The sequence below is a fragment of the Saccharothrix australiensis genome (assembly GCF_003634935.1).
Lineage (GTDB): Bacteria > Actinomycetota > Actinomycetes > Mycobacteriales > Pseudonocardiaceae > Actinosynnema > Actinosynnema australiense.
The window spans coordinates 5310472-5324760 of record NZ_RBXO01000001.1; the positions used below are offsets into that span (position 1 = coordinate 5310472).

At 74.9% G+C, this 14289-nt stretch carries 13 protein-coding genes; 10 read left to right on the plus strand and 3 right to left on the minus strand.

The genetic code is table 11. From position 1 onward, the window contains the following. Positions 1-140: 140 nt before the first annotated feature. The 9 genes from hpaD to C8E97_RS22515 all read left to right on the plus strand — a co-directional run bounded on the left by hpaD (position 141) and on the right by C8E97_RS22515 (position 8267). Positions 141-1004, plus strand: coding sequence for a 3,4-dihydroxyphenylacetate 2,3-dioxygenase (gene hpaD, locus C8E97_RS22475; RefSeq protein WP_170211960.1), 864 nt, complete (start codon positions 141-143; stop codon positions 1002-1004). Beyond that, entirely contained in the window at positions 1001-2398 is a 1398-nt protein-coding gene (locus C8E97_RS22480) for a fumarylacetoacetate hydrolase family protein (RefSeq protein WP_121007478.1), read from the plus strand. The genes hpaD and C8E97_RS22480 overlap by 4 nt, the downstream gene beginning before the upstream one ends. Next, a complete protein-coding gene (locus C8E97_RS22485; protein WP_121007479.1) occupies positions 2395-3066 on the plus strand; it encodes a GntR family transcriptional regulator in 672 nt (223 codons plus the stop codon). The genes C8E97_RS22480 and C8E97_RS22485 overlap by 4 nt, the downstream gene beginning before the upstream one ends. Further along, positions 3063-3995, plus strand: a complete 933-nt coding sequence (dapA, locus tag C8E97_RS22490) for a 4-hydroxy-tetrahydrodipicolinate synthase (protein ID WP_121007480.1) — start codon at positions 3063-3065, stop codon at positions 3993-3995. The genes C8E97_RS22485 and dapA overlap by 4 nt, the downstream gene beginning before the upstream one ends. Then, entirely contained in the window at positions 3992-5494 is a 1503-nt protein-coding gene (hpaE, locus tag C8E97_RS22495; protein ID WP_121007481.1) for a 5-carboxymethyl-2-hydroxymuconate semialdehyde dehydrogenase, read from the plus strand. Before dapA ends, hpaE begins: the two co-directional genes overlap by 4 nt. A gap of 75 nt (positions 5495-5569) precedes the next feature. Then, complete coding sequence (locus tag C8E97_RS34830) at positions 5570-6322, plus strand: SDR family NAD(P)-dependent oxidoreductase (protein ID WP_170211962.1); 753 nt, start codon at positions 5570-5572, stop codon at positions 6320-6322. Next, entirely contained in the window at positions 6289-7083 is a 795-nt protein-coding gene (locus tag C8E97_RS22505) for an SDR family NAD(P)-dependent oxidoreductase (RefSeq protein ID WP_121007482.1), read from the plus strand. The genes C8E97_RS34830 and C8E97_RS22505 overlap by 34 nt, the downstream gene beginning before the upstream one ends. 14 nt (positions 7084-7097) lie before the next feature. After that, complete coding sequence (locus C8E97_RS22510; protein ID WP_121007483.1) at positions 7098-7871, plus strand: molybdenum cofactor biosynthesis F family protein; 774 nt, start codon at positions 7098-7100, stop codon at positions 7869-7871. 9 nt (positions 7872-7880) lie between these two features. After that, complete coding sequence (locus tag C8E97_RS22515; protein ID WP_121007484.1) at positions 7881-8267, plus strand: nuclear transport factor 2 family protein; 387 nt, start codon at positions 7881-7883, stop codon at positions 8265-8267. A 171-nt stretch (positions 8268-8438) separates the two neighbouring features. On the opposite strand, the gene C8E97_RS36220 is transcribed toward C8E97_RS22515, so the two are convergent. Then, entirely contained in the window at positions 8439-8822 is a 384-nt protein-coding gene (locus tag C8E97_RS36220) for a hypothetical protein (protein ID WP_246019078.1), read from the minus strand. Positions 8823-8892: 70 nt separating this feature from the next. On the opposite strand from C8E97_RS36220, the gene C8E97_RS22525 reads away from it, so the two are divergent. Then, positions 8893-11919: an AfsR/SARP family transcriptional regulator gene (locus C8E97_RS22525; RefSeq protein WP_246019080.1), complete on the plus strand. Its 3027-nt coding sequence runs from the start codon at positions 8893-8895 to the stop codon at positions 11917-11919. 55 nt (positions 11920-11974) lie between these two features. Here the strand turns inward: C8E97_RS22525 and C8E97_RS22530 are convergent, their stop codons facing one another. Then, the gene (locus tag C8E97_RS22530; RefSeq protein ID WP_121007486.1) at positions 11975-13192 is read right to left on the minus strand and encodes an SGNH/GDSL hydrolase family protein; all 1218 of its coding nucleotides are present in this window, start codon (positions 13190-13192) and stop codon (positions 11975-11977) included. Between the two features lie 148 nt (positions 13193-13340). Next, a complete protein-coding gene (locus C8E97_RS22535) occupies positions 13341-14258 on the minus strand; it encodes a bifunctional DNA primase/polymerase (protein ID WP_121007487.1) in 918 nt (305 codons plus the stop codon). Positions 14259-14289: the final 31 nt, after the last annotated feature.

Sequence of the window (14289 nt, forward strand, 5' to 3'; positions counted from 1 at the left end):
CGCGCGGAGTCAAAGGGCGTGCGTCTTGGGTCAACATCACCACCCGGCCGTCCTGTTACACCTGGATAGCGGTCACGACAGCGTGCGCCGCGAACGGATCGTATTCGATCCGCTACACGATCCCCGATGTGGAGGTGTTCATGGGTGAGGTCGTGCTGGCAGCGAAGATCACGCATGTGCCGTCGATCTGGCTGTCCATCCAAACCGGCAAGCACCACGGCATCCGCAGGCACGCCGAGGTCGGGCTGGCCGAGGTGGGGCGACGGGCGCGGGAGCGCGGCGCGGACACCTTCGTGGTGGCCGACTCGCACTGGATGAACAGCATGAGCTTCCACATCAACGGGAAGGCTCGGCACCAGGGCAGCTACGCGTCGCACGAGCTGCCGCACTTCATCCACGACCTGGAGTACGACTACCCCGGCGGGCCCGACCTCGCGCGGCTGATCGGCGAGGAGATCAACGCCGGCGGCCAGAAGTCGATGGTCCACGACGTCAAGGACCTCGGCCTGGAGTACGCGACGCTGGTGCCGATGCACTTCATGAACCGCGAGGAGGACCCGCTCGCGGTGGTGCCGGTGGGCTGCAACATCTACTCCACGATCGACGAGAACCGCCGGGTCGGCGAGGCGATCGCGCGGGCCGTGCTGCGCAGCGACCGCAAGGTGGCGTTCCTGGCCAGCGGCTCGCTGTCGCACCAGTTCCCGCCGAACGAGGTCTCCTCGGAGTACCTGGACAAGATCAGCAACCCGATCAACGAGCAGGCCGACCGCCTGGTGCTCGACCAGTGGCGCAACGGCCACATCGCGGAGTTCCTGGCCGCGCTGCCCGCCTACAACGAGCGGTTCACCGGCGAGGCCGCGATGGCCGACACGGCGATGCTGTTCGGCATCCTCGGCTGGGACCGCTACACCGGCCACGGCGAGCAGCTGTGCGACTACTTCCCGAGCAGCGGCACCGGTCAGGTCATCGTCGACTTCCCCATCCCGGACGGGCTCAAGGCATGACGCACCCCCTGGGCCTCGCGCCCACCAAGATCATCGCCGTGCACCTCAACTTCCGCAGCCGCGCGGCCGAGCGGGGCCGGTTCCCGGACGAGCCGTCGTACTTCCTCAAGCCGCCGTCGTCGCTGTCCTGGACGGGCCGCGACCTCGTGCGGCCCGAGGGCACCGAGCTGTCGGCCTTCGAGGGCGAGATCGCGCTCGTCATCGGCAAGCGCGCGTCGCGGGTGCCCCGCGACGCGGCGGCCGACTACATCGGCGGCATCACCGCGGCCAACGACTTCGGCGTGCACGACCTGCGCTACGCCGACCGCGGCTCCAACCTGCGCTCCAAGGGCGCGGACGGCTACACGCCGGTCGGCCCGGTGCTGCTGGACCCGCGCGAGGTCGACCTGCGCGACCTGCGGCTGCGGACGTGGGTCAACGGCGAGCTGGTGCAGGACGACAACACCGGCGACCTGCTGTTCGACTTCGCCTACCTGATCGCCGACCTGAGCCGGAACGTGACGCTGGAGCCCGGCGACATCATCCTCACCGGCACCCCGACCGGCGCGACCGTCGTCGCGCCCGGTGACGTGGTCGAGGTGGCGGTCAACGACACCGAGCGGCTGCGCAACACGGTCCGCGAGGTCGAGCCGCTGGCCAAGCCCGGCGCGCGGCCCAGGGTCACCCGCGAGGACCGGGCGGCGGCCGTCGGCGGCGCCGTGCCGGCGATCAAGCCGGAGACCGAGGCGGCGCTGCGCTCGGTGTCCACGGCGACGCTGTCCAGCCAGCTCCGCAAGCGCGGGCTGCACCACACGTTCCTCACCGGCCTGCGGCCCGCGCGGCCCGACCTGCGCATGGTCGGCACCGCGCACACGCTCCGGTTCCTCCCGCTGCGCGAGGACCAGTTCGCCGAGCGCGGCGGCGGCATGAACGCCCAGAAGCGCGCGGTCGAGTCCATCGGGCCCGGCCAGGTGCTGGTCATCGACGCCCGCGAGGACCACGGCGCGGGCACGCTCGGCGACATCCTCGCGCTGCGCGCGGTCAAGCGCGGCGCGGCGGGCGTGGTCACCGACGGGTGCCTGCGGGACAGCCCGGCGTTCGAGGGCCTCGACCTGCCCGCCTACAGCGCGGGCGCGCACGCGGCCGTCCTGGGTCGTCGGCACGTGCCGTGGGAGGTCGGCGTGGACGTGGCCTGCGCGGGCGTGCTGGTGCGGCCGGGCGACGTGCTGGTGGGCGACGCCGAGGGCGTCATCCTGATCCCGCCCGCGCTGGTGGACGAGGTCGCCGCCGACGCCGTGGCGATGGAGCGCGAGGAGCGGTTCATCCTGGAGCGCGTCGCCGACGGCGAGCCGATCGACGGCCTGTACCCGCTCGGCGCGGCCAAGCGCGCCGAGTACGAGCGGTGGTCGGAGTGACCGCGATCGTCGGCTCGAAGACCCAGTACGCGTACGAGACGCTGCGCGACCGGATCGTCGAGGGGCGCTACGGCCCCGGCGCGCGGCTGGTGTTCGACCGGATCGCGCGGGAGCTGGGCGTCAGCCCGGTCCCGGTGCGGGAGGCCGTGCGCCGGCTCCAGGCCGAGGGCTGGGTGGTGTTCGAGCCGAACGTCGGCGCGCAGGTCGCCGACATCGACCCGGACGCCTACCGGCACACGATGGAGACCCTCGCGCTCCTGGAGGGCCACGCGGTGGCGCACGCCCGGCTGTCCGCGGCGCAGCTCGACCGCGCCGCGCACCTCAACGACCTGATGGCCGCGTCCCTGGTGGAGTTCGACCCGCTCGGCTTCACCCGGCTCAACCGCGAGTTCCACCTGCTGCTGTGCGACGGCTCGCCCAACCCCCGGCTGCGCGAGCTGATCGGCAAGGAGTGGGCGCGGCTGGACATGAGCAGGCGCACCACGTTCAGCCTCGTGCCCGGCCGCGCCCGCGAGTCGGTCGCCGAGCACGCCGAACTCCTGCGCCTCCTGCGCGCCGAGGCACCCGCCGAGGACGTGGAGCGCTTCGCCCGCGAGCACAAGCTCAACACCCTCCGGGCCGTGGACGAGAGGTCCCCGGCCCCGCTCTCAGTGGAGTTCCCGACATGAGGTTCCGTTCCGACCCGGCGTCGATCCGCGGCTCCATCGCGCCCGTCGTCACGCCGTTCACCGCCGAGGGCGAACTGGACACCGACAGCCTGCGCGCGCTGGTGCGCTGGCAGAAGGAGTCCGGTTCGCACGGCGTGTCCATCGGCGGCTCGACCGGCGAGCCCAGCGCGCAGTCGCTGGAGGAGCGCGTCACCGCGATGCGCGTGGTGGCCGAGGAGCTCGGCGACGCCATCCCGTTCCTGCCCGGCACCGGCGCGGTCACGCTCAAGCACACGCTGGAGCTGACCGACGAGGCGCGCAAGCTGGGCGCGGACCTCGCGCTGGTCATCACCCCGTACTACAGCAGGCCGACCCAGGAGGGCCTGTTCGCGTGGTACGACGCGGTGGCGCGGGAGTTCCCCGACCTGCCGATCGTGATCTACAACGTGCCGTCCCGCACGGCCGTGGACATCGCGCCGGACACCGTGGCCAAGCTGCGGCACGCCCACGACAACATCGTGGGCATCAAGGAGACCACCAAGGACTTCGAGCACTTCTCGCACGTGCTGCACAAGTGCGGGCGCGACTTCCTGATGTGGTCGGGCATCGAGCTGCTGTGCCTGCCGCTGCTGGCCATCGGCGGTCGCGGGTTCGTCAGCGCGCTGGCCAACCTCGCGCCCGCCGCCGTGGCGCGGATGTACGAGCTGTACGTCGAGGGCGACCACGAGGGCGCGATCGACCTGCACTACCGGCTGCACCCGCTGGTGGAGCTGCTGTTCGTGGAGACCAACCCGGCGCCCGCCAAGCACGTCCTGGCCGACCTGGGCCGCATCTCCAGCGCCCACGTCCGCCCGCCGCTGGTCCAGCCGACCCCGGCCGGGCTGGAGAAGATCAACGCGCTGCGCGCGCAGGCCGCCGACCTGCTCGTCCCGTCTGGAGTGAACGCATGAGCACCGTGAAGAAGCCGGACAACCTGCCCACCGAGCTGCTGCACCACATCGACGGCAAGGACGTCCCGTCGGTCGACGGCGCGACGTTCGCCGTCGCCGACCCGGTGACCGACACCGAGTACGGCCGCGTGGCCGCCGGTGGCCCCGCCGACGTCGACGCCGCCGTGGCCGCCGCGCGCCGCGCGTTCACCGAGGGCCCGTGGCCCCGGCTGTCCGACCGCGAGCGCGCCAAGGTGCTCAACCGGATCGCGGACGCCATCGAGTCCCGCGCCGACCGGCTGGCGGAGCTGGAGACGTTCGACACCGGCCTGCCGGTGACCCAGGCCAAGGGCCAGGCGCACCGCGCGGCGGAGAACTTCCGCTACTTCGCCGACGTGATCGTGGCGCAGCACGAGGACGCCTACCTCGTGGGCGAGAAGCAGGTCAACTACGCGATCCGGCAGCCGGCCGGCGTCGCGGGCCTGATCACGCCGTGGAACACGCCGTTCATGCTGGAGACCTGGAAGCTCGCGCCGTCGCTGGCGTCGGGCTGCACGGTGGTCCTCAAGCCCGCCGAGTGGTCGCCGCTGTCGGCGAGCCTGCTGCCCGGCATCATGGCCGAGGCGGGCGTGCCGGAGGGCGTGTTCAACCTGGTGCACGGCATCGGCGAGTCGGCGGGCGCGGCCCTGGTGGCGCACCCGGACGTGCCGCGCCTGTCGTTCACCGGCGAGAGCGGCACCGGGCAGATCATCATGCGCACGGCCGCCGAGCACCTCAAGGAGGTGTCGATGGAGCTGGGCGGCAAGTCGCCGTGCGTGGTCTTTGCCGACGCCGACTTCGACCGGGCGGTGGACGCCGCCGTGTTCGGCGTGTTCTCGCTCAACGGCGAGCGCTGCACGGCGTCCTCGCGGGTGCTGGTGCAGCGGGAGATCTACGACCGGTTCGTGGAGGCCCTGGCGGCCCGCGCGTCGGCCGTGCGGGTCGGCCTGCCGTCGGACCCGGCGACCGAGGTGGGCGCGCTGATCCACCCCGAGCACTACGCGCGGGTGCTGGAGTACGTGGAGATCGGCAAGCAGGAGGCCCGCCTGGTGGCCGGCGGCTCGCGACCCGAGCACCTGCCGTCGGGCAACTTCCTGTCGCCCACGGTGTTCGCCGACGTGCCGGCGGACGCGCGGGTGTTCCAGGAGGAGATCTTCGGCCCGGTGGTGTGCGTGACGCCGTTCGACACCGAGGAGGAGGCCGTCGCGCTGGCCAACGCCACCAAGTACGGCCTGGCGGGCTACGTGTGGACGTCGGACCTCCAGCGCGGCCACCGCGTGGCGCGGGCCGTGCAGTCCGGGATGGTGTGGGTCAACTCGCACAACGTGCGGGACCTGCGCACCCCGTTCGGCGGCATCAAGGCCAGCGGCGTCGGCCGGGAGGGCGGTGCGCACAGCATCGACTTCTACAGCGACCTGCGCGCCGTCCACGTGGCGGTGGGCGACCTGACCGGACCCCGCTTCGGAGTTGCCCGACCGTGAACACCCGTTGACCTCGGGCGCACCCGCATCCGCCGGCTATGGGGAACGCGGGTGCCCCGAGGTTAACGTCCGATCATGGGCATGGAGGGCAAGGTCGCGCTGGTGACCGGAGCCGGCTCCGGGATCGGCGCGGCGGTGGCGCGCAGGCTCGACGCCGCCGGTGCGCGGGTGGCCGCGCTGGACGCGGACTCGTCGGCGGTCGAGATCGTGGGCGGCGGGCTGTGGAGCGGGATGGCGGTGTGCGCCGAGGCCGCCGACCCGGCCCAGGCGGAATCGGCGGTGACGGCGGTGGTCGGGCACTTCGGCCGGATCGACCTGCTGGTCACCACCGCGCCCGCGCTGCCTTGCCCGCGCGGGCGCGGCGCACCGCGGGCGGCCGACCCGGCCACCGGCGGGTTCGCGGCGCGGACGCCCGCCGGCGGGCCCGCCGCGGCCGGCGACGGGTCCGCGGCACGACAGGCCGACCCCGACGGCCCGGCGACGCTCGCGGTCGACGACGAGACCTGGCACCTCGTGCTCGGCACCCAGCTCGACGCCGCCTTCTACACCACCCGTGCGGTGCTGCGGGCGATGGGCGGCGACGGCGGCGTGATCGTCGCCGTCGCCGTCACCTGCCCGCACCTGCCACCCCAGTCCGCCGCCGCGGGCGGCATCCGCGGCCTGGTCCGCGCCGTCGCCAGGGACGCCGAGCCGTTGGGCGTGCTGGTCCGCTCGGTCACCGCCCGCTGCACCCCCGATCCCGTCGAGGTCGCCGACACCGTCGCCGGCCTCGCCGTCACCACTGGAGGACCTACATGGGCTCTCGATTCACCGGCCGGGTCGCCCTGATCACCGGCGCGGGCACCGGCATCGGCGCGGCCACCGCCCGGCAGATCGTCGCGGAGGGCGGGCGGGCGGTGCTCACCGGCCGCCGACCCGCGCCGCTGGAGGAGGTCGCCGGCCCGCTGGGCGACGCCGCGCTCGCGCTGCCCGCGGACGCCGCCGACAGCGCGGCGATGGAGGCCGTCGTCGCGCGGGCGACCGAGCGGTTCGGCCGGGTCGACGTCGTGGTGGCCAACGCGGGCGGCCACGGGCTCGGCACCGCGGGCGAGACCACCGACGAGGGGTGGCGGCTGGCCCTCGACGCGAACCTGACCAGCGCGTTCGTCACCATCCGGGCCGCGCTGCCCGGCCTGGTCGACGGCGGCGGCTCGGTCGTCCTGGTGTCCTCGCTGGCGGGCCTGTTCGCCGGGCCGGGCGTCGCGGGCTACACCGCCACCAAGCACGCCCTGGTCGGCCTGACCAGGTCCATCGCCCGCGACTACGGCAAGCACGGCGTGCGGGCGAACGTGGTGTGCCCCGGCTGGGTGCGCACCACGATGGCGGACGAGCAGATGGACCGGTTCGGCGCGACCCGCGGCCTCGGCCGCGACGAGGCGTACGCCCTGGTCACCGAGAACACCCCGCTGGGCAGGCCCGCCGAGGCGGAGGAGGTGGCCTCGGTGATCGCGTTCCTCGCCTCGTCGGACGCCTCCGTCGTCAGCGGCGCGGTGGTCACCGCGGACGCCGGCGCGAGCGCCGTCGACCTGCCCACGATCGAACTGGCGTGAGAGGACACCACCCGATGTCGGATTGGAAGACCGTCGACGACTTCGCCAAGGGCATCGACGGGAACCGGCTGCCCCGCAGCGGCGCCCTCGTCGGCCTGCGCTGGACCGTGCGGCACGACGACGGCGGCCAGGTCGAGCTGTCGTTCACCGACGAGTCCACCGTGGAGTGGTCCACCGGTGACGCGAAGGGCACCGACTGGTACGAGGCGGTGGAGGGCGCGCCCGGCACCTTCTTCGTCTCGCTCCTCTTCGCCGCCACCCCGCGCGAGTCGGCGGTGCTCGTCGCGGACCTGGACAGCAGGCGGACGCTGACCGTCGAGTCGACCATCGCGGAGACCAGGACCGAGGGCGTGCCGCAGGTGTCGCAGGTGTTCCGCCCCGGCGTGCTCGACACCGGCGACGGCGTCGGGCCCAGGGGTGAGGCGCCCGCGCCGTCGCGCGACCTGATCGGCTGGCGCGCCCTCTACCGGTACAGCCCCAACCACCTCTACGAGCACGTGTACCTCAGCTCGGAGCGCTACGCCTGGCAGTGCCTGGTCGGCGAGCAGCGCGGGCACGGCGACGTGGACCTGGCGACGGCGTACCGGATCGCCGAGAACCGGTACGTGTTCACCTTCCGCGAGTTCCGCATCCCCGTGGCCACCACGTGGCTGTACGACCTGGACGCGATGCGCACCACGGGCACCTTCTTCGGCCTCAACGGCGAAGGCGAGATCCGCAACGCGCCCGGCGGCGCGCACATCACGTCGCTCGGCCGCGTGTCCTACCCCGAAGACCAGCCTGTCTGAAGGAAGACCATGACCGCACTGGAAGTCGTCCGCGCCCACTACGCCGCCTCCGACCGGGGTGACCTGGACGGGATGCTCGCGCCGCTCGCACCCGACGCCACCTGGACCGAAGCCGCCGGTTCCACCTACGGCGGCACCTACATCGGCCCGGATGCCATCCGCGCCAACGTGTTCCACCGGATCGGCGCGGACTGGGCGTCGTTCACCGTGACCGTGGCGGACCTGTTCGACGCGGGTGACGTGGTGGTGGCGCTGGGCAACTACACGGGCGTGCACCGCGCCACGGGCAAGGGCATGACCGCCCGCTTCACGCACATCTGGCGCGTCGCGGACGGTCGGGTCGCCAGTTTCGAGCAGGTGGCCGACACCGCGCTGATCCTCGCCGCGGAGTCCTGAGCCGGCGGCCCGGCAGCCCTCCGCCGGGCCGCCCCACGGCCGGAGCGGGCCGCCCGGAGCCGGGCGGTCCGCTCCTTCCACACCACGACGACGGGCCCATCCCGATGCGCATCGGGATGGGCCCGTCGTCGTGCGGAGTCGCCGGTGCGGCGGGGCGGGGCGGTCAGGCCGTCAGGCCCAGGAGGAGCAGCGCTTCTCGACGCACACGCGGGTCACGAAGTCCTTGACGCCGCTCCGGTTGCCCGAGACGCGGAGGGTGCTCACCTTGCCGTCGAACCGGCCCTGGGGTACGACGTTCGCGGTGGAGCGGGTGACCTCCCAGGTGACGTAGTAGTAGCCGCCGCCCGTGGGCGTCCAGGTGCGGCAGATCTCGGCGCCGCGCCCGTCGACGGTGTGCGCGTTGCAGGTGCTGTGCGTGGCTGCGGCGTCGACACCGCGCGGCGCGGCGGTCGCGGCGGTCGCGCCGCCGAGCAGGAGGGCGGCGGTGACGCCGGCGGTGGCCAGCGCGGAGGTCGTCCTGGTGTTCAGCGCGGAGGGCACTGTGTCCTCTTTCATGTCGGCGGGTTCCGGGCGTGGTGTTTGGATCACCGGGTGGGCACGATGCCCGGCCGATCGTGAGGAAACCGTGCGAGAAACCTGGAACGCGCTGGTCACCGGGTGCGCCGACACCGGGCCGGTGCTCCGGTTCCGGCTGCTGGGCGGGGTCGAGGGGCACCTCGGCGGCGCGCGGGTCGACCTGGGGCACCCGCGGCAGCGCGGTGTGCTGGCCGTGCTGCTGGTGGAGGCCAACCGCCCGGTGCCCGCCGCGCGGCTGCTCGACCGCGTGTGGGGCGAGCGGCCACCGGCGCGCGGCCGGGACACGCTGTACAACTACCTGTCGCGGCTGCGCGCGGCCCTGTCCGGCGTCGAGGGCGTGGCGCTGGCCCGCCGGTCCGGCGGCTACCTGCTGACCGTCGACGAGCAGGGCGTCGACCTGCACCGGTTCCGCCGGCTGCTCGCCCTGGCCAGGTCCGCCGGCGACGACCGGCGCGCGGCGGAGCTGTTCGACCTGGCGCTGGGGCTCTGGCGCGGCGAGCCGGTGCCGGACCTGGACACGCCGTGGGCGTGCGACCTGCGGGCCGCCCTGGGCGCGGAGCTGCTGGCCGCCGAGTCGGACCACGCGGACCTCGCGCTGCGCCGCGGGCGGCACGGCGCGCTGCTGCCCGCGCTGTCGGCCCGCGCCGCCCGGCACCCGCTGGACGAGCGCGTCGCCGGGCAGCTGATGCTGGCCCTCTACCGCGACGGCCGCCAGGCCGACGCCCTGGAGCACTACCGGCGCGTCCGCACCCGCTTGGCCGACGACCTGGGCGCGGACCCCGGACCGGCGCTGCAACGGCTGCACCGGCAGATCCTCACCGCCGACCCCGCGCTGCACCCGCCGACACCGCACCCAACCGCCGACACCGCGCCGCACGCACCGACCCCGCACACGCCGGCCGACACCACGCCGCGCACGCAGGCGCCGCACACATCTCCCGACACCACGCCGCACACGCCGACACCGCGCACGCCGGCCGACACCACGCCGCACACGCCGGCCGACAGCGCGCGGCCGGCCACGCCCGTGCCGCGCCAGCTGCCCGCCGCGCCGCCGTGGTTCACCGGCCGCGCCGACGAGCTGGCGGCGCTGACCGCGGCCCTGGGCACCGCGCCGACCGGTGACGCGGGCACGGTGCCGATCACGGCGATCGGCGGCGCGGGCGGCATCGGGAAGACCGCCCTCGCCCTGCACTGGGCGCACCGCAACGCCCACCGCTTCCCCGACGGCCACCTGTTCGTCGACCTGCACGGCTTCAGCCCCACCCACCGCCCGGTGCCGCCCGACGACGCGCTGCGCGGCTTCCTCGCCGCCCTCGGCGTCGCACCCGACCGGGTGCCCGACGACCCGGCCGCCAAGGCCGCGCTGTACCGCAGCCTGGTGGCCGGTAAGCGGGTGCTGGTGGTGCTGGACAACGCGGCGGGCGTCGACCAGGTCGAGCCGCTGCTGCCCGGCTCGCCCACCTGCGCCGTGCTGGTCACCGGCCGCCACCGGCTCGCGGCGCTGATCGACCGCTACGCCGCGCGCCACCTGCGGCTCGACGTGCTCACGCGGGCCGAGGCGCACGCCCTGCTCGCCGCGCGGGTGGGCGCGGCGCGCGTGGCCGCCGAACCCGACGCCGCCGCCGAGCTGGTCGACCGGTGCGGACGCCACCCGCTCGCGCTGTCGATCACGGCCCGCCACGCCTCCACCCGGCCGGGCGCACCGCTGGCCGAGCCGGCCGCCGAGCTGCGCCTGCTGGGCCTGCACCTGCTCGACCACGACGACCCGACCGCCAGCCTGCCCACCGTGCTGTCCTGGTCGCTGCGCCGCCTGACCCCCGAGCAGCGGCGGGTGTTCGCGCTGCTGGGCATCGCGCCCGGCCCCGACACCGGCCTGCCCGCCGCGATCGCCCTCACCGGCCTGCCGCCCGCGCGGGCGCACCGGGCGCTCACCACCCTGGAGGACGCCTCCCTGATCGACCGGCACGCCGGCGGGCGGCACACCATGCACGACCTGATCCGCGACTACGCGACCACCCTGGCCGACGACCTGGACCCCGCGGCGCGCGTGGCGGCGCTGCGCCGGGCGGTGGACTTCTACCTGCACACCGCCCACGCCGCCCAGCAGCTGCTCGACCCGCACACCGAGCCCCTCGCGCTCGACCCGCCCGCGCCCGGCGTCCACCCGCAGCGGCTGCCCGACGCGCCGGCCGCGCTGGCCTGGCTGGACAGCGAGTACCCGCACCTGTCCGCCGCCCAGCACACGGCGTTCACCCACCGGTGGCACCGGCAGGTGTGGCAGCTGGCCCGGACGCTGAGCACCTTCCACGCGCGCCGCGGGCACCGCCCCGACGAGCAGGCCCTGTGGGAGGCCGCGCTGGACGCCGCGACCCACCTGCCCGACCCGGCCACCCGCATCCACGCCCACCGGTCCCTCGGCCGCGCCCACATCCGGCGCGGGCGGCCGGCGGAGGCGATCGGGCACCTGGACCGGTCCCTCGCCCTGGCCCGCGCCCACGACGCGCGCGCCGACCAGGCCCTCACGCACCGCGTCCTCGCCGAGGCCCGGTCGCGCGGCGGTGACAACCGGCGGGCGCTGCACCACGCCCGGCGGGCGCTGGACATCTGCCGCGCGTTGGGCGACCCGGTCGGCCAAGCCGCCGCGCACGCCGACGCGGGCTGGGTCGCCGCCCTGCTGGGCGACCACGGCACCGCGCGCGAGCACTGCCGCAGCGCGCTGGCCCTCAACCGGGACCACCGCGACGACCCCGAGGTGGAGGCGCACGTCCTCGACACCCTCGGCTACGTCGACCACCACACCGGGCGGCACGCGCAGGCCGTCGACCACTACCGGCAGGCGCTCACCCTGTACCGGCCGCTGGGCAGCACGTACTACGCCGCCGACACCCTCGACCGCCTCGGGCACCCGCACCTCGCGCTCGGCCGGCGCCACGAGGCCCGCGCGGTGTGGCGGCAGGCGCTGGAGCTGTACCGCAGGCAGGGCCGGGAAGCCGACGCCGACCGGGTGCTCCGGCAGCTCCGCGACCTGGGCGACACCGCCTCCACCACCGACCCGGACGGCGCCACGCGCTGAAACCCCGCGCGGGGCGGCCGGGACACACCTCCCGGACGCCCCGCGCGGACCTCGCCTACAGCACCGACAGGTCGACGGCCTCGGCCATCGCGCGGTACCCCGCGTCACTGGGGTGCAGCCGGTCACCGCTGTCGTACGCGGGCAGCAGCGCGTCCGGGTCCGCCGGGTCGGCCGTGGCGCGGTCGAAGTCCACCACCGCGTCGAACTCGCCGGACGTGCGGATCCACGCGTTCACCTCGTCCCGCACCGCCTCGCCGCGCTCCGTGTGGTAGCCCGCGCCCTTGAACGGCAGCAGGGTCGCGCCGACGACCCGCACACCGGCGCGGTGCGCCTGCCCGATCAGGTCCCGGTAGCCCGCGATCAGCTGTGCGGCGGTGACCTCCGGGTTCGGCTTGGCGCAGTCGATCGGGAAGTTGCTGAAGCCGATGTCGTTGATGCCCTCCAACAGGATCACCGTGCGCACGTCCGGCTGGGCGAGCACGTCGCGGCCGAACCGCTCGGTGGCCTTCTCGCCGAAGCAGGACGAGTCGTTGAGCACCCGGTTCCCGCCGATGCCCGCGTTCACCACGGCCTTGCGCCCGCGCAGCCGTTCGGCCAGCTCGTCGGGGTACCGGTTGTCACCGTCCACGGTGGACCCGGTGCCGTCGGTGATCGAGTCGCCGAAGGCCACCACGACGTCGCGGCGCGGCGTCCGGTCGACCACTTCGACGGCGGTGACGTAGAACCAGGACGTCGAGGTCTCGCCGAACGCGTCGGCCGCCACGTCCGCCCGGTGGTCGCCCGCGGCCCGGTAGCTGGTCGCGGAGGCGAAGGTGTGCCCGGTCGCCGGACCGGTCCGGCCGGCGAAGTACAGCGTCACCGTCAACCGCTGCAACGGCTCGACCGGCAGGAGCGCCACGTCGCTGACGAGGTCGCCGCCGGGTCGGACCGTCGCCGAGCGGTGGCCGCCGAACGTCAGGTGCCGCACCGAGCGCGGCTGCACGGCCGCGCCCTCGGCAGCCCGCGCCACGGTCGCGCCCGTGATCTCCAGCGGCGCGTCGCCGTAGGCGTTGGACAGGCGGATGCGGACGGCCGGGCCGCCCGAGCTGATCCGCAGCACCTGCCGCACGGTCTGGTCGTCGAACCCCTCCGTGCCCCAGTTCGGGCCGAAGACGTCGGACGGCTCGTGCGGCGACGCCGTCCAGGTGGCCGCCCAGCCGGGCCGCGCGGACGCGGGCGGCGCGAACACCAGCCCCAGGACGGCGGCGAGCAGCACCAAGGCGAACTTCTTCATCGAACCAACCCCCGTAGTCGATCTCGTCGGGCACAACCCGCCCGGCGGCGCGCTTGTTCCCCGATGCCACGCGAGAACCGAAGCACTTCGGGCCCGGCTCACGCGCGCCCCGCCCCGGCACACCGCTCACCCGCGACCACCACGATCCTCACTCACGCCGGACCTGGTGCGGCACCGGCGGCACGGCGCGCGTCGCGTCCGACGGCGACCGCCGCTCCGGGATGACCCGCGGCCTCCGCTTGCCGGTCGCCAGGCCGTTCGCGATGTGGTGCAGCGCTTCCCGCTCCGTCCAGCCGTCCACGCCGACGTGCCGCGCGGCGGCGTCGAGCAGCACCTCGGCCGCCGCGCGGTCGTCCAGCCAGCCCGCGCCGACCAGTTCGCCGAGCCGGCACGCCGCCGTGAACAGCACGTGCGCGCGGGTGCCCGGCCGGGCCGACCGGACCCGGTCCACCTCGCCGCCCACCACGGCCTCCCGGTAGGCGCGGACCCGGCGCGGCGCGGGCGGGTCGGCCGGCGCGGCCCGCTGCTCGGGCTCCGGCGGGCGCAGGGCGGCGACCAGCCAGTCCGGCGCGGGCGCGACGGGCACGTCCCGCACCACCTTGTACAGGCGCGGCCCGCTGGTCGTGCGCCGGATCGAGCCCTGCGCCGCGACGTACCCGCCCGCCGACCGGGTGTCGACGTGCCGGCCGAGCCTGCCGACCGTGTTCGGCGGCGGGACGTCGGGCGCGCGGAAGTAGCGGTGCTCTCCCCCGCCGGGCGTGGCCACCGTGTACGTGTCGCGCGGGTCGTCCGCGCCGTGCCGGCGCGCGAGTTCGGCGAGCACGTCCCGCCCGTGCGGCACGCCCTGGTCGAGGTCGACCACCAGCAGCCCGGCGGCGCGGCAGGAGATGCCGACGTTGTAGGGCTTGTGCCCCCACCAGGCGCGCACCCGGTCGGGGTCCAGGGTCGCCCGGCGGTCCCAGTCCTTGACCGCGGGCACCTTCCCCCACGGCCGCAACGGGATCACGGGCCAGCCCCGCTCGACCGCCGCGAGCGCGGCCGCGAGCCGTGCCCGGAATTCGCTCATGCTCCACCCCCGGTGCCGTCCGGCGTCGGGG

Bases quoted from the DNA above. Each gene is read 5' to 3' on its own strand.
- hpaD (WP_170211960.1), top strand. From the start codon at position 141: ATGGGTGAGGTCGTGCTGGCAGCGAAGATCACGCATGTGCCGTCGATC.
- C8E97_RS22480 (WP_121007478.1), top strand. From the start codon at position 1,001: ATGACGCACCCCCTGGGCCTCGCGCCCACCAAGATCATCGCCGTGCAC.
- dapA (WP_121007480.1), top strand. From the start codon at position 3,063: ATGAGGTTCCGTTCCGACCCGGCGTCGATCCGCGGCTCCATCGCGCCC.
- hpaE (WP_121007481.1), top strand. From the start codon at position 3,992: ATGAGCACCGTGAAGAAGCCGGACAACCTGCCCACCGAGCTGCTGCAC.
- C8E97_RS34830 (WP_170211962.1), top strand. From the start codon at position 5,570: ATGGGCATGGAGGGCAAGGTCGCGCTGGTGACCGGAGCCGGCTCCGGG.
- C8E97_RS22505 (WP_121007482.1), top strand. From the start codon at position 6,289: ATGGGCTCTCGATTCACCGGCCGGGTCGCCCTGATCACCGGCGCGGGC.
- C8E97_RS22510 (WP_121007483.1), top strand. From the start codon at position 7,098: ATGTCGGATTGGAAGACCGTCGACGACTTCGCCAAGGGCATCGACGGG.
- C8E97_RS22515 (WP_121007484.1), top strand. From the start codon at position 7,881: ATGACCGCACTGGAAGTCGTCCGCGCCCACTACGCCGCCTCCGACCGG.
- C8E97_RS36220 (WP_246019078.1), bottom strand. From the start codon at position 8,822: ATGAAAGAGGACACAGTGCCCTCCGCGCTGAACACCAGGACGACCTCC.
- C8E97_RS22530 (WP_121007486.1), bottom strand. From the start codon at position 13,192: ATGAAGAAGTTCGCCTTGGTGCTGCTCGCCGCCGTCCTGGGGCTGGTG.
- C8E97_RS22535 (WP_121007487.1), bottom strand. From the start codon at position 14,258: ATGAGCGAATTCCGGGCACGGCTCGCGGCCGCGCTCGCGGCGGTCGAG.